This is a genomic window from Ensifer sp. R-19, assembly GCF_049905105.1.
Lineage (GTDB): Bacteria > Pseudomonadota > Alphaproteobacteria > Rhizobiales > Rhizobiaceae > Ensifer.
The window spans coordinates 2,799,158-2,813,801 of sequence record NZ_CP184569.1; the positions used below are offsets into that span (position 1 = coordinate 2,799,158).

Annotated in this window: 13 protein-coding genes; 11 read left to right on the top strand and 2 right to left on the bottom strand. The window is 55.4% G+C overall.

Annotated elements, in window-relative coordinates:
- Positions 1-142: 142 nt before the first annotated feature.
- From ACN9MO_RS13740 to ACN9MO_RS13790, 11 genes are all read left to right on the top strand, one after another.
- Positions 143-340 (top strand): hypothetical protein, encoded by a 198-nt coding sequence (locus ACN9MO_RS13740; protein WP_425985229.1) that lies wholly within the window; start codon positions 143-145, stop codon positions 338-340.
- Between the two features lie 530 nt (positions 341-870).
- Positions 871-2,238 carry a hypothetical protein gene (locus ACN9MO_RS13745; protein WP_425985232.1) on the top strand — a complete coding sequence of 456 codons (1,368 nt, stop codon included), beginning with the start codon at positions 871-873 and terminating at the stop codon, positions 2,236-2,238.
- A gap of 509 nt (positions 2,239-2,747) precedes the next feature.
- Positions 2,748-3,662, top strand: a complete 915-nt coding sequence (locus tag ACN9MO_RS13750; protein ID WP_425985235.1) for a DUF6884 domain-containing protein — start codon at positions 2,748-2,750, stop codon at positions 3,660-3,662.
- A complete protein-coding gene (gene dbpB, locus ACN9MO_RS13755) occupies positions 3,659-4,780 on the top strand; it encodes a DGQHR domain-containing protein DpdB (RefSeq protein WP_425985238.1) in 1,122 nt (373 codons plus the stop codon). The genes ACN9MO_RS13750 and dbpB (ACN9MO_RS13755) overlap by 4 nt, the downstream gene beginning before the upstream one ends.
- On the top strand, positions 4,777-6,144 hold the full coding sequence (gene dpdA, locus ACN9MO_RS13760; RefSeq protein ID WP_425985241.1) for a tRNA-guanine transglycosylase DpdA: 1,368 nt from the start codon (positions 4,777-4,779) through the stop codon (positions 6,142-6,144). Before dbpB (ACN9MO_RS13755) ends, dpdA begins: the two co-directional genes overlap by 4 nt.
- Positions 6,062-7,177, top strand: a complete 1,116-nt coding sequence (dbpB, locus tag ACN9MO_RS13765; protein WP_425985244.1) for a DGQHR domain-containing protein DpdB — start codon at positions 6,062-6,064, stop codon at positions 7,175-7,177. The genes dpdA and dbpB (ACN9MO_RS13765) overlap by 83 nt, the downstream gene beginning before the upstream one ends.
- Entirely contained in the window at positions 7,177-7,809 is a 633-nt protein-coding gene (queE, locus tag ACN9MO_RS13770) for a 7-carboxy-7-deazaguanine synthase (RefSeq protein ID WP_425985247.1), read from the top strand. Before dbpB (ACN9MO_RS13765) ends, queE begins: the two co-directional genes overlap by 1 nt.
- A complete protein-coding gene (gene queD / locus ACN9MO_RS13775; RefSeq protein ID WP_425985250.1) occupies positions 7,806-8,162 on the top strand; it encodes a 6-carboxytetrahydropterin synthase QueD in 357 nt (118 codons plus the stop codon). Before queE ends, queD begins: the two co-directional genes overlap by 4 nt.
- Positions 8,149-8,919, top strand: coding sequence for a 7-cyano-7-deazaguanine synthase QueC (gene queC / locus ACN9MO_RS13780; RefSeq protein WP_425985253.1), 771 nt, complete (start codon positions 8,149-8,151; stop codon positions 8,917-8,919). Before queD ends, queC begins: the two co-directional genes overlap by 14 nt.
- Positions 8,897-9,454 (top strand): VUT family protein, encoded by a 558-nt coding sequence (locus ACN9MO_RS13785; RefSeq protein ID WP_425987123.1) that lies wholly within the window; start codon positions 8,897-8,899, stop codon positions 9,452-9,454. Before queC ends, ACN9MO_RS13785 begins: the two co-directional genes overlap by 23 nt.
- 97 nt (positions 9,455-9,551) lie before the next feature.
- Entirely contained in the window at positions 9,552-12,230 is a 2,679-nt protein-coding gene (locus tag ACN9MO_RS13790) for a dsDNA nuclease domain-containing protein (protein WP_425985256.1), read from the top strand.
- Between the two features lie 300 nt (positions 12,231-12,530).
- Here the strand turns inward: ACN9MO_RS13790 and ACN9MO_RS13795 are convergent, their stop codons facing one another.
- Positions 12,531-13,715 (bottom strand): DGQHR domain-containing protein, encoded by a 1,185-nt coding sequence (locus ACN9MO_RS13795; RefSeq protein WP_425985259.1) that lies wholly within the window; start codon positions 13,713-13,715, stop codon positions 12,531-12,533.
- Positions 13,708-14,610, bottom strand: a complete 903-nt coding sequence (locus ACN9MO_RS13800) for an HNH endonuclease (protein WP_425985261.1) — start codon at positions 14,608-14,610, stop codon at positions 13,708-13,710. Before ACN9MO_RS13800 ends, ACN9MO_RS13795 begins: the two co-directional genes overlap by 8 nt.
- Between the last annotated feature and the right edge of the window lie 34 nt (positions 14,611-14,644).

Consider the following 14,644-nt stretch of genomic DNA (forward strand, 5'->3'; position numbering starts at 1 on the left):
GCCGTCCGAGCGCTGACAGTTTCCGCTTACACCACAACAGACCATTGTGCAGAATAAGACCCGGTCGTGCTCGGTGCCACCGAGCGCCTCGGATTATTAGCTGGTGGCGGGATGGCAACTCCGTGGTGCCAAGGAGTAGACATTGAATAAAGTCGTAGAAGCAAAGCTGGGGATGTACGACGCCCTCATGGCTATGCTGAACAAGGGGCAGTGGGTCGCTTGGCCGAATGGCAACCAGTACCTCGTCATCAAGCCGGAGGATTTTCGCGAGCTTATGGAGCCGTATGATAGGCTCATTGATGCCGAGGATGAAGCTGGGAAAGCAGCGCAAAATGAGTAGAATCGTTCGCGTTGCCATGCTCCCTAGGGCATGGGGCACACATAAAATACATATTCTGGTTGACACCCCTCGGCAGACTTTGCCGGGACGCTCCGCCTATCACCTTACCCTTACCCTTACCCTTACCCTTACCCTTACCCTTACCCTAACTCTCTCCTAGTCACGCTAAAGAACGGATCGATATGTCTGAGACCGAGATCGAGAACCTTAAGGGCGCTTTGCGTGCCCGCCTGCGCCGCGATTTCACTGAAGTGCCAAGCGCCCGCGACACAAGCCGGAGAGCGCATCTTGAAGTTTGGGAAAGCAAGCGTGGCCGTCGGGCTATTGGCATAGAGTTCGACCATACGAACAGCAACCTGTCTGGATACACGCAGTTTGTAACCAGGCCGATCGCCCGACTCGGCATAAAGACCCTGGATGAGGCGATGCTAGTATTGGATGGCCTATGCCGGTAGTGCGAATCATACGAGTTCGTGGTCCCAGGGAAGGCGCCCGCTGCCATCCGAAAGTTTGATTGGTAGGATTTTCGAATGGCTAAGGGCGAGATGTCGAGAGAAGAACTCTTCGCATTGGTATGGGAGCGCCCAACCAGCGAGATTGCAATCGAACTCGGCGTCTCCGACGTCGCAGTCGGTAAGCTTTGTGAGAAAATGCAAGTTCCAAAGCCTCCTCGCGGTTATTGGGCGCGCGTGGAAGCAGGTCAGACGCCGCGGCGCCCGGCTTTGAAGGCCTTTCGAGAGGAACTGGAAGCGCAACGCAAAAGCAAAATACAAGCCCGAACAGCCGGACATTTCACGGAACTTCAATCGAAATTCCTGAATGCTGCACTCGACGAACTTCGCAAACGCGGCGTCGACCACTCGGCCGATACTTCGCGCATGAAGCATATCTCGACCCTCAATCAGGATGTCGCCGCACAGGTGCTACTTTTGATTCAGGGGCAAGCACAAAAGTGGGCGGAGAGTGGTCGGGTTGCCGTCAACTGGGGGACGTCGGTCAGGGCAAGCATCGGAAAACTCGTCGAGCGATTGATGCCGCTTGCCCGTCCACAGTTGCTGGCCTTCGAGACAGAAGGCAAACGCCATTCCTTCTCGGCGGCAGGTCCGCTCGTATTCGTTCGATGGACGGCAGAACTACAGGCGAGAATCGCGGCGATCGCCGCGATCGCCCGGAATCAAGATCTCAGTTACGTGGCGCAGCCACTGTCGGCCGCAGATCACGCATGGTCGAGCACCCATCTCTACCAACCGGAATCAGACTTCATTCTGAGTAGCTACCTATGCATATCGCCGGATGCCGCTTGGATCGAATGGTATCGGCCATCGTGGCGCGAGGACAACCCTCCAGAACGGCACTCGACGAACAAAATCAAATTGCGTGACGTCATGCCAATCGACTTTCTCGATGGGGAAGAGAGCAAGCTTCTGCCTCCAGCCATTCCCGAGGCGAAAATCAAACCGTACCAGTCACGTTTACAGGCACTCGATGAAGCTGAACGCGTCCACGAAATGATCACGAATGCTGCCTATGCGATGGACAGGTCAGTTCCAAACGAGATCTTGGCAATGGCTGATCGAATTTGGTTTGGGGCTGACCGGCCGTTTCAGGCTGCCCGCGAAGCGTTTGCCCATATCCAGACAGATCTGGAACGCTGGGAACAGGAGATCGAGGCCGAGCGATCACAGTTGGCGCAAGCGGTACTCGGCGTAAAGTTAGGCGACATCGTTGCCGCACAGCAGAATGGTGCGCTCGTTCGTGTTTCGGCGGAATCAGTTTCGCTCTCCTCCACTGACGAACGTGTTATGTTTACAATATCAGGTAGGCGATTTCGTAAGGACGGCGCTCTTGGCAAGATGAGTGAAACAATAAGCTTCGCTGTTGACCGCAGCAAAGCATGAAGGCAGTTGGCCTAATTGTCAGCCGCCAGGAAACTCCACTTGCGACCACCGAGTGCTGAACTCATTCCCGCCGGTCGCGCGTTACACGACCAATCGCTTGATCGCATCTTTCAACTCCACCACCGTCATCCCCTTCAAAGTTCGCGCGAATAAACGAGTTTGCCATCTGAAATCGCAACTCGCGTTTCTTTATCGAATCCCTCTTTCAAAGCCAGCGGCAGCAAGAGGCCGCCCTTGTCGCTATCGTCCATTGGAGCGTTATGCATGCAGCCGTGACGGCCTTTCCGACCGCATCAAACACCATTCTTGCTCCGATAAATTAGGCCAAAGTCGGCAACTGGTAAGAGTAAAAACAACTGCGTACCATTAGCATCGTAGACTGCAGTTATTTGGGGATTCCGCGCCGAGATCTGCAGTTTCTGTATTGACCGAAACGCCTCCGTGCAGTTATTTAGTGCTTAAAATTTGGTTGCTCCAGTAACCCGTTTTCGACCAAAGAGACAACCAATATGACCGCGATCCTCACAGCCTGCACTCAGAGAAAGCGGGTTTCCCACAACCCATTGCTCTGCGCGAGACATCTACCTGAGGGTAAGCTTTCCGACGTGGCGGGAACATGGGCCGATCGCCTGAGCCAGGCGGCGACTACCTGCCCAGCGAAGGACCTCTATTGCGGCCGATCCTTCTCCGAGGCTGTCAAGGCAGCTCAAAATATCCAGGCTGAACTTCACATCGTATCAGCCGGTCTTGGCCTCGTTCCCGGCGATGTCAATGTGCCATCCTACAACCTCACCGTCTCAAAAGGGACGGCCGACTGCGTTTTGAGCAAACTTAATGGCGAGTGCTCTGAGGCGGATTGGTGGGGAGCGCTAGGCGGCCCTGATCCGCTTCTTCAGGTGATCAAAAAGGCAAGCCCAATTGTCATTATCGGTCTTCCGTCTCCCTATCTGCGAATGATCGCACCGACCTTGGCGCTTCTTTCGGATGACCTCTGCAACAAGCTGAGGATTGTCGGAGGCCGTGACGTTCCAGATTTGGACCCGCGCCTTGAAGCCTTTCGGCTTCCCTATGACGATCGTTTTGATGGGCCTGACAGCCCGCTACCGGGGACAAAAGCAGATTTCGCTTCCCGTGCAGCACGCCATTTCGCTGAAGAAGTGCTCGCAAAGGCCCCGACCGCTTCTACCGACGACCACCGAAGCCTCGCAGAAGCAGAGATGTCCACATGGAGGCGTCCCGTCGCCAAGGCCGGTGTGCGGATGTCCGATGCAGATCTCAAATCGATCGTTCGTGCCCGTTGGGCGAGTGCGGGCGGACGCTCAACCCGGCTTCTGCGAATACTGCGAGATGAGCTGAATGTCGCTTGCGAGCAAAAGCGTTTCGCAAAACTCGCGGCCGAGATCCGAGAGGAGCAGGCTCCGTGAGCGAGGAAAAAAACAATCTCATGGTTCGGGCGGTCAAAACCCAGCAGGGTGATGGCATCGATGTCTACGCCTTCTTTCTTCACGGCTCGGACCTGACACGGATCGCCGACATCAGCCGCATTCACCGTGATGAGAAGGATCTCAAGGGCTTTCAGCGAAAAGAAATACGCAGCCACGTGAATGCTATCGTCGAATTTCTGGATAGCGGCCCGGTTCTCTTCCCGAACGCCATCACGCTCGCTCTGTCCTCCGACGTGACATTCGACGTTTCGCGCGGGCCAAAACCGAAGGGCCTTACCGAAGTAGGGCAATCGGGAACGCTGAACATTCCCATCGGCAAGGATGGCCACCGTGCGGCCTGGATTGTGGACGGTCAGCAACGCTCCCTTGCGCTCGCGAAAGCCAAAGACAGCCGTTTTCCTGTACCCGTCGTCGGCTTCGTCTCCCAGGACGTGCAGGTTCATCGTGAACAGTTCATTTTGGTCAATAAGGTCAGGGCTCTCGACGTCAGGCTGATCAATGAACTCCTTCCGGAAGTCGGCTCGCTATTGCCGAGAGATCTTGCGGCAAACCGCCTTCCGAGCGAACTCTGCAATCTTCTGAACCGCCAGCAGAAATCACCGTTTTATCGTCTGATACGCCGCGCCTCCGATACTAGCAATGACAATAGCGTCGTCAACGATACCGCGTTGATCGACGCGATCAAGAAGAACCTAAAGGGGCCATACGGCGCGCTGAGCCAGTATCTAGCGGCAGACGGCAACAATCCCGATTCGATGTTCGACGCGCTCGTCCTCTATTGGTCCGCCGTTCGCGACGTATTTCCGGATGCTTGGGGCAAGCAACCGACTGAAAGCCGCCTAATGCATTCGGCGGGCATCAAAGCAATGGGCTCTTTGATGGACCAGGTCATGCTTCGCGCGGACAGTTCCGCCACGCCCGAAATCGAAGTTAGAGAAGCACTACAACGGATCGCCCCACGTTGTGCCTGGACAGAAGGGACATGGGAAGGCCTTGGCCTGTCATGGAATGAAATCCAGGGCACGCCGCAGCATAATCGACTGCTTGCCGATCATCTCATGCAACTCGACCGCAAGCTATCGAGACCGTTACGATGAAGTTTATTTTTGCCGACAGTCTCGATCACGTCGATCCCGGCTACGATTTCATCAGAGATCGTTACTCCGAGGGACGGACGCCCTACTGGGACGATGCGTATCCGCACGAGATCATGGGCTATGCGCCCTACAAAGGAATGCTGGTTTCCCGCGGCATTGTCGGCGGCGCTGCTGTCGGAGGAAAATACACCGAGGCCCAGGCCATGCGCTTCCGTCGAGTTGGAGCACGCGAGTTCCTTCGCCTGGATAAGCCGCAATTCGAGCATCTGCCGATATTTGGCGATTGCGGCGCCTTCACCTACCATAAGGAAGACAGGCCGCCTTATACGCCCGATGACACCGCGGAATTCTACGACGATGCGCGCTTCACCCACGGCTGCTCCGTCGACCATATCATTTTCGATTTCGATGAAAGCCTGAAGGGTTTCGAGGGCGGCACGGAAGAAGCGCGCCGGCGCTTCGAAATCACGCTTGAGAACGCATCGGCCTTCCGGACTTCGGCCCAGCATATGTCAAACCGGTTCACGCCCATGGGCGTCATTCAGGGGTGGTCGCCTGGAAGCATGGCAGAAGGCGCACGTCGCCTTGTCGCGATGGGCTACGATTACCTGGCGCTTGGTGGTACAGTGCCGTTGAAGGCCTCGCAGATAAAAGCCTGCCTTGCGGCGATCCGTGACGTCATTCCGGGAAACACACGTCTGCATATCCTGGGCTTTGCCAAGGCTGACGATATCGACACGTTCGGTTCCTTCAACATCACGAGCTTCGACACAACATCACCTTTGATCCGCGCCTTCAAGGACGCCAAATCAAATTATTACCTGCCAAGCAAGACAGGCAAACTCGACTATTACACTGCGATCCGGGTACCACAGGCGCTCGAAAACCCCAAACTGATGCGACTTGCCAAGCGCGGCGCTCTCAACCAGGAGCAACTGGTTGCGATGGAAAAGAGCGCGCTGGCCGCTCTGAGGTCTTATGACCGAGGTGATGCTGAACTCGAGGAAACCCTCGACACGGTACTCGAGTACGCGACGCCCGCCGTCATGGGCGAAACAATTGGCGAGTTGCCAGGTGCAAAAGCTGTCAAGGATCTGAGAGACAGATACAAACGGACACTGAGCGACAAGCCTTGGAAACGTTGCACATGCCCGATCTGCTCTTCTCTTTCGATTGAAGTCGTGATCTTCCGCGCAAGCAACCGGAACAAGCGGCGCGGCATACATAATCTGGGCGTCTACAACGCCCTTGTTGACCAACTCCCTAGTAACAGTGGGCGAAATGACGATACTCAAATTTCCAGCGATCAGAGCCAGACAGAGCGAAGCGCACAAAGTCCTTTCATTTGCAGCGCTAGCGTCTGACCTGCAGAAATTTGCCGTCATCGAGCGGGTCGCGCGCGATGCCGAGGGCGGATTAAGCGGGTTTCAGCGTCCGCAGATCGCTGGCCATATCCGGGAAATCCGCGACTATCTGGAAAAGCCGGAGGCGATCCTCCCAAACCCGATCGTCGTTGCCTTCACGAACAATGTTGAGATCAGCGACGAAGGTGGCGACGGCCGATGCATGGTCGAAATCGACATTGCGGCGGGGGCTCCGGGAATGGTGGTAGACGGCCAGCAGCGATTGACAGCGCTTGGCCAGGTCTATGAGAAGGACTTTCAGGTCTTCGTCTCGGCGATTATCTGCCGCGACGACGAGGAACTCCGGCGTCAATTCGTGCTGATCAACAACACGCGGCCGCTTCCAAAGTCATTGATTTATGAACTGCTGCCGACCGTTACCGGCCTTCCGCGCAGGCTCGGCGACCGTTCGGTCGCCGCCGATATCGCCGCGCGCTTGAACTACGACGAAAACTCCTCGCTCAAGGGTCAGGTCTACCAGCACACCAATCCGAGTGGTCTGATCCGGGATACGGCAATCCAGCGAGTCATCATCAATTCGCTGAGCGACGGCGTCATGCGCGAAATGATCCGCGAACCTGATGGCGCCGACCTCTGCTTCAAGCTGATCAGCGATTTTTACAAGGCCGTTCAATACATCTTCAAGGACGAATGGAGGAACCACACGCCGAAGACGTCCCGGCTTGTCCATGGAGCGGGCATCATGGCGCTCGGCTATGTGATGGAAATTCTGGTACTCCTCGACGGCGCACGGACGTTTGATGATTTCGCTAAGGGCCTCGCCTGCCTGGTCGACAACACCGCCTGGACATCCGGGGAATGGAATTTTGCGGAAAACGACAAGCGCCACTGGAAGTCGGTGCAGAACGTCAACCGCGATATCGTGACGCTTGCGCAGTATCTCGTCGGCATAGTTCGTGCCGACGTCCGACGTCGGCGCAGTGAGGACCAAGCAAGTGCAGAGGAACCGCGTCAGAAAATTGCGGGTCTTTAATGAGCTACGCGGTTAAGGAACTCTTCAAGACGCTCCAAGGCGAAGGTGCCCAGGCAGGCAGGGCGGCGGTGTTTTGTCGTTTCGCCGGCTGTAACCTCTGGTCGGGCCGTGAAGAGGACCGCCATAAGGCGGTCTGCCAGTTCTGCGACACGGATTTCATCGGTACAGATGGCGATGGCGGTGGCAAGTTTCGTGATGCAGCGGACCTAGCGGCCGCGATTGCCCGGACTTGGGGAAGCGGTGAAACCAGAAGGTACGTCGTCTTCACCGGCGGCGAACCGCTTCTGCAGATCGATGCAGCGCTGATCGCCGCTGTTCATGAGTTCGGGTTCGAGATCGCCATCGAGACGAACGGGACGATCGAACCGCCGGAGGGAATTGATTGGATTTGCGTCAGTCCGAAAGCCGGGGCGCCGTTCAATCTGAGATCGGGAAGCGAACTCAAGCTTGTTTACCCGCAAGCGGACTTGCTTCCCGACGATCTGCCCGATGTCGCTTTCGAGCACTATTTCCTTCAACCAATGGACGGACCGGCTCAGAGCGAAAACATCGCCGCGGTGACGGCCTTCTGCCTTGAGAACCCTCGCTGGCGCCTCAGCCTACAGACACACAAGATGATCGGGATCCCATGAAAATCACGCAAGCATTCACATTCGAAGCGGCTCACCGACTTCCGAACGTGCCTTCGACGCATAAGTGCCACCGGATGCACGGACATTCGTACCGCGTTGAACTTCAACTGAAAGGCACTGTCGATCCCAAAACCGGCTTCGTAATCGACTTCTTTGATGTGGAGAAAGTCTTCGGCCCGGTTCTCGAAAGCCTCGATCATCATACACTCAACGATATCGACGGCCTCGCAAACCCGACCGCTGAGAACATCGCGGTCTGGATCTGGCAAAAGGTCAAGCCGCTGCTTGAGGAGTTGAACTCCGTCAAGGTGTTTGAAACACCGTCCTGCTGGGCAGAGTATGAAGGCGAATAACGGGGAGCGTGCAATGTCGGCAACTGCACTGGTGCTGTTTTCGGGGGGGCAAGATTCTACGACCTGCCTCGCCTGGGCGCTCGATCGATTTAAACGCGTTGAGACGGTCGGCTTCGATTACGGTCAGCGCCATAGGATTGAACTCGAGTGCCGTGACACATTGCGCACTCAGATGCGCGCACTCAATCCGATCTGGGCGGATCGTCTGGGAGACGATCATACGATTTCGCTCGCCGCCCTCGGCGAGATCTCCGACACTGCGCTGACGAGCGGCATGCAAATCGAGATGGCGGAATCTGGCCTGCCGAACACATTTGTGCCCGGCCGCAACTTGATTTTCCTGACATTCGCAGCGGCCCTAGCCTATCGCCGTGGCTTGAAGCACATCGTCGGCGGTATGTGCGAGACCGATTATTCCGGCTACCCCGACTGTCGTGACGATACGATCAAGGCCCTGCAGGTAGCGCTCAACATCGGAATGGAAAAGCGGTTTGTCCTGGACACGCCGCTCATGTGGATCGACAAGGCTGCGACCTGGCAATTGGCCAAGGATCTAGGCGGCCGAGCATTGGTCGATGTCATCGTGAAGGACAGCCACACCTGCTATCTCGGCGAGCGCGGCGAGTTTCATGAATGGGGATACGGCTGCGGCACATGCCCCGCCTGCGAATTGCGGGCGAAGGGCTATGAGAAATTCGTTGCTGAAGAGGTGCAAGATGGAGAGCGGGGTGAACATGCGAAACAGGCGATGGATTGAGGGCGGGATCGTTCTGGCTGGCTTCGCCGCCTGCATTCCCCTTGCCAACTACATGATCGGCAATGTTGGTACAGTCTGCGTGCCGAACGGCCCCTGCCTTATACCGGTCGGTCCCGGGCTTACCGCGCCAAGTGGGGTGTTGCTTGTCGGCTTGGCTCTCGTCCTTCGTGACCTGGTCCAGCGTCGCCTCGGACTCTGGTGGGCGATCGGAGCCATCATCGTAGGCGCCTTCCTGTCCACGACATTCACGCCCCCCGCTCTCGCGCTCGCATCGGCGACCGCGTTTCTGACGTCGGAGCTCGCGGACCTCCTCGTCTTCACGCCCCTGCAGAGAAAGGGTCTCGTCAAAGCAGCGTTTGCGAGCAGCATCGCCGGTCTCATCGTCGACAGCGTGATGTTCCTCTGGCTAGCCTTTGGCTCACTCGATTTCCTGGCCGGGCAAGTTGTTGGCAAGCTGATTATGGTCGTCGCCACGCTGCCGGTACTGTTCTGGATCCGCAATCGCGACAGACGCTTAGGACTTATGCCCGCTTGAGCAACCGCGTTTCATGCTGATGCTGATGCTGATTGACGGACTCCATGCCACGTTGCCTTCAAGTCGTGATTGTGCCTGATGATACAACAGAGAGTAAATGGGAATTTCGGAATTGGAGACACCGATTAGTTCCAGACCGAGCACACCTCCAACGCCTCAAAATGTGCGTGATGTCGGGGATCAAACTGCTCGCAATTACCGATACCAGCACTCCTATGCCGTTATTCTGCTCGCTTCTGCCTGTCGCCGTGAGCGCGATTATCAGGCCATCTGGTGCGAGCATCACGAAGACATCCTTGCTGAACGAAGTGACGGGAAGTTCGATGGATGGCAGATCAAAACCCGACGGCCCGAGTCGGGCGCGTGGACAACATCGAGCCCAGACTTTATCGCTGCCCTAGGACGATTTGTGGCCCTCACACAATTCATGGGTGAGACGCTCGCTGACCTGCATTTTGTTTCAAATGCTGAGTTTCAAGCACCGATCAACTCGAAAGACCGCAGCCGTATTTCGCGCAGCCCTATTGCCCTCTTAGCTGCGGTGAAACAATCCTCCGAACTTTCAGCCGTTACACCGCCATTTTATGACGTCGTCGGTCGTCTAGCGGATCAGTTTCGTGCCTCGCCTCAACACGTTTTCGACACGCTGCGTAAAGTTCACTTGGTTGTCGGGCCGTCGCGCGGCGAGATTGACGCCACGCTTTCCAACGAACACCTTGCGCGTATCGAGGCGCACAAGAATCGCACAGCAGAGGAACTCAATTCGCTCAGGGACGCCCTTGTAGGGCTAATCGCGCGAGCGTCGTCACTGCATGTCACATCTCCAGAGCGCCACCTTTACGCCGTCACATCCCCGGGTTCCGAAGGCCCGACAGTCAGTGCCAAACGTGTTGCGATCGAGGTTCTGACGGAGAATGTAGTCGCGACAACGTCCGTTCGTCGCGATAGAATCCTCGCAGGCCTTGGATTAAAGCTAGACGATATACTCGGGCTTCTGAACTCGTCCGAGAAAAGTGGGGGCCTGAATAAAGAGCAAGTCGCGGCCCTACTCAACGCTTTCTCCGAATTCGATGCGACGATAGACGACCCGATGCCGCTTCTGCTTCGCAAGGCGGGCGAACTGCGGACCCTTCAGGCCAATCTGGCAGACCGGATGGCGGATGATCCAGATGACGACAAACGGTTCGAACCGGTTCTCGACGCAGTGAAAAATGGCGACTTCGATGCCGCTGACGAAGCGCTCGAAACTCTCGCTGAAACCGGGGCGGTCGGTCGTGAAGCCATACTTGCCCAGACGGCACAGCTATTTGCGATGCGTGGATCACTTGCTGCGGCAAGATTTCGATACGAAACCGCCGCTGAACACTTCGCGACCAGCGCAGCAGTCGCTCGAGCGTTCGATAAGCAGTGGTCTTTCTCACTGCTGGCCGCGCAGGCGGATGCCCTGACCGAACAATCGAGATTGAACGGTGGCATGGCAGGATTTCGCAAGGCGCTGGCAATTCTCTCAGAGCGCGTACAGTCTGCGCCACCAAAGTCGTTTGCTTGGTTCACATCCATCACGGATCTAACTGCGACATTCGGGCTTGCCTGTGAGCGTGCGGCGGCACCAGAGGCGAACGAGATGATACGCTATGCGCTAAATCTCTCGCGAGAGGCGCTGCTTCTGCTGGATGAAGAGAAACATAAAGAACTTTGGCTCTCACTCGCCAACAACTTAGGAGCTATTCTGAATCATGCGGTCCGTCACGCTTACGAGAAAGAAACCGCGGAAAGCTTGAACCAAGAGGCGATCGCGCTCCTTTTACGGGCGGCCCAAATCGCTAAGTCAGCCGGCAGTTCAGAACTGACAAACATTGAAATTAATCTTGCGACGGCTTACCGGCGGTCTTCGGCCGCCGCTGCGGATCCCCGAGTAGCATTGGAAAGCGCAATTTTCCATCGCCTCGAGGTTCTAAGCAATGAAGAGGAATTATCGCAGGGCCAGCTTGGAAACACTTATGATAGCCTCGGGAATGATTACGCCGAGCTTGCTGTCGTCGGTATTCCGGATCTGGATCGAGACGCTTTTCGGCGCGCCATGGCAGCATATAGGAAGGCATTGGCAGTCCGTAGCCGCTCGCTTAGCCCTGTAGATTGGGCTCGCACCCAGTTTAATATTGCCGCCAACTACGGACGGGCGTTTTGGAAATTCCGACATCCCGCCAGTCGCCGATATGCGCAGGCAGCTCTAAGAAGACTGGAACTCGCACTTTCGGTCCTCACGCGTGAAAGTTCACCTCAAGACTGGGCGAACGCGTGTGCGCACTCCGGTACCATAATTGCGGAAATGCTGGGGGAAGGTCACGATGTCGATGTCGTCATCGTCGAAAAGACGATTACGCGCCTCTCTGAGGTTGCTGACTTCGCTGACCGTGTTATCGATGCGGAACTTGTGCTGCGCACCTTGGATACGCAAGCGAGCGTCGTGCTGCATCTTTATTTGGGGCGCCATCCCGCCGCTTCTCGAGTTATCACCTTAGCGAGTGGACAGCTTCAACCTCGGCTTGCCGCATATCGGAACACGTCTTGGCGCGTTCTTTTTGAATTGGCGGACGCACAGCACGCCTTCATGCTCGGCCACCTCTCGAACGATCACGTAAAAGTCGAGCAGGCCATCGGCGCTTTGAAAGAGGCACTGTCCAAATCTCACGCGAATGATCAGGAAGAGTTTGTCGAACTCGCTCGAACTGTTCTGGCTGATATGGAGGAAAAAATGGCAGAGATGCCGAAATAGTCGGTCGGCAGCAATTTTAGGCTTTCCCGCATTCGAGCCCTGGATGCCCGAAACCACCATTCCTTAAGGTGCGATCGATCGCAGGAATACCCGCTCATCAATTAGAGCGGGCAAACGAAGATCACTTCCGGGTCCAGCAAAGAACATATTCGTCGTCCGTCGTGGCCAACCTGCCGGGAACATGTCGACGCTTTCGTCGATCTTGCCGTCAAATCCTCGCATTTCGGAATATCGCCCGCATGACCTAGCTCGCCGCTTCAAACATCAATCTATCGCGCTCAGCCAGTTCTGACCAATACATCACTCCAGGTCGCTCGTTTTGTAAAGGTTGAGATAGCTTTTGATCTGAGGCCAATCGGTCACCTTTTCGTGCAACTTGATCTTAAGCGTACGAATGTCGCGTTCTATCAGTTCGCGGCCTGCTGACGTGTCCAGACTTTTCAGGGACCAAGGATCAGTCCAAAAATCCGCAGGGATTCCTTTGATAAGATCTTTCGCTTTCTTGCCCGCGGTCAAGCCGTTATCGCCCATCACAGGCGCATCCGAAAAAACGGGATCATAGTCGGATTTCAACTTTTCGACGATCATTTCAGTGAGCGTTTGAATGCTTGCCTTTAATACAAGGTTTGGAAACTGAGCGGCGTTTTTGTAGTCGATCTGATATTCACCAAAAACCGCCGTCCAGATCGCATACAGGACAGATAGCGCATCGCTCTCGTCCTCCTTCGCCTCCGGAAAAGCGCGCACTATCGCGCGTATTGATTGCTCGACGGCACTCGGAGGCAGGCTTGGCGCTGGACCATCTGTGTGCCGGTTGTTCACCCAATCGATCATGCGATAAAATGGGCTATCAGTATTCTCGGACACAACGTCAATAGCGGTCGCGAACTTCGGCACCGTTACCGAGGCTTGCGTAAGCCGCGTGCGAAGGGTCGACTCAATCTGATCGAAATTCGCAACCAGTGCCCGCAGGTTGTCTGTCGGAACCTTGTGAGCCTTATTGTTGATCGTAACGAACTGGAATGCGCGTTCCAACTTCGGCATCTGAACAAAAAGAGAAACCGGAATCGGAGCATTGAAGTCAAGGAGAGCCATTCCCCGAAGTCTATGCTGACCATCGATAATGAACGACGACTCTTTGACTGCATCGGAAAATGTTATCCGAACCATCCCATCAACCGGTGCCGACATGTGAAAGCATGCGGCGTCCGCTTTCATCTCCTCCAGAGTGTCCACTTTGGCAACGGTCTCATCAAGCGCGATTGTCACTCCAGTCGGTATCACGTTGTTGGGGGATGCCTTGAAGAATTTAGTAATCTGCTTCAACCTGGATTCAACCAGTGCGCGTTGCACATTCCCGCTGTCGATCTTGATATCGTCAGCGTGCGCCCAACGGATGATGTCCTTAGGATTTGCTACAAAGACCAGAAACGGAACGCTCCCCCCTGGCTGCTGGTCGACAAAAAAAGCTTCATAGCTATTCACGAACGAGTACTCCATCCAAATCGTGTTCTTCGACGCATCTAACGCAGACGATCTGCGTATTGAGAAAGTGGTAAGTGTCGCGCGTGTTTTTCTTAAAAATATGAAGTTGTTCGTCTTCCTGCGCGTAAAAGTGTACTCCGCAAAGCGCACAGGCGCCTTTCTGTTTCCACAAAAGAGCAAATTTCATCTCAGCGGAAGCAACGTCAGCTTTGATGTTGTTTGGACTCTCTGATTTCGTTAACGCCTTTTCGATCGGGAAGTCCGCATAATTGATACTGTGCCCCTTGATTTTGTTGCAAGAGTTACAGCTCGCAGCGAGATTGTCAGTCCCGCGCCCTCCTCCCCTCGACTGAGGGAAGATGTGATCTACTTCGAAGGCTCGCGCGTTGTGTCCGGCGCCGTTTCCACTTCCGTTATTGATGCTCTGCTCTTCATAGGTGAGTTGCTGCCCGCAAATGTAGCATCGATGACCTTTTTGGCCAGCAAAAGCCTTGATCCGTCTGTTTTGATTTTTAGTAAGCGACGCGCCGGCATTTGTATCGAGCCGTTCGCAAATCAAACGAACATAGGAGACGACCTGATCCCGGGTTGGCTCTGATAGATTGAGCAGATCGTCAACGACGTCTTCGAGCTTCGACTGGAGAGTGTCATCGTCCAAGTCCTTATGTTTCCGAAAGACCACGATCCCCTGTACAATCAACCGCGATAGGAGATAGTTGGTGAGACGGATATTGATGAAGTCGAACTCATCTAAATTTCTCAGGCTTCTCGGAAGCTCGATTGCCGCCTCTCGTCTAAGGAGGCTCCAGAGAATCTCACCCCAGTGTGCCGTTTTGCTTTCGAGATCATCAGGTAGGACATACGAACGCTCTAAAATGATACCTGTGGGTTCCATATAAATCTCTGAGAAGATGAAGCGGCAATACGCA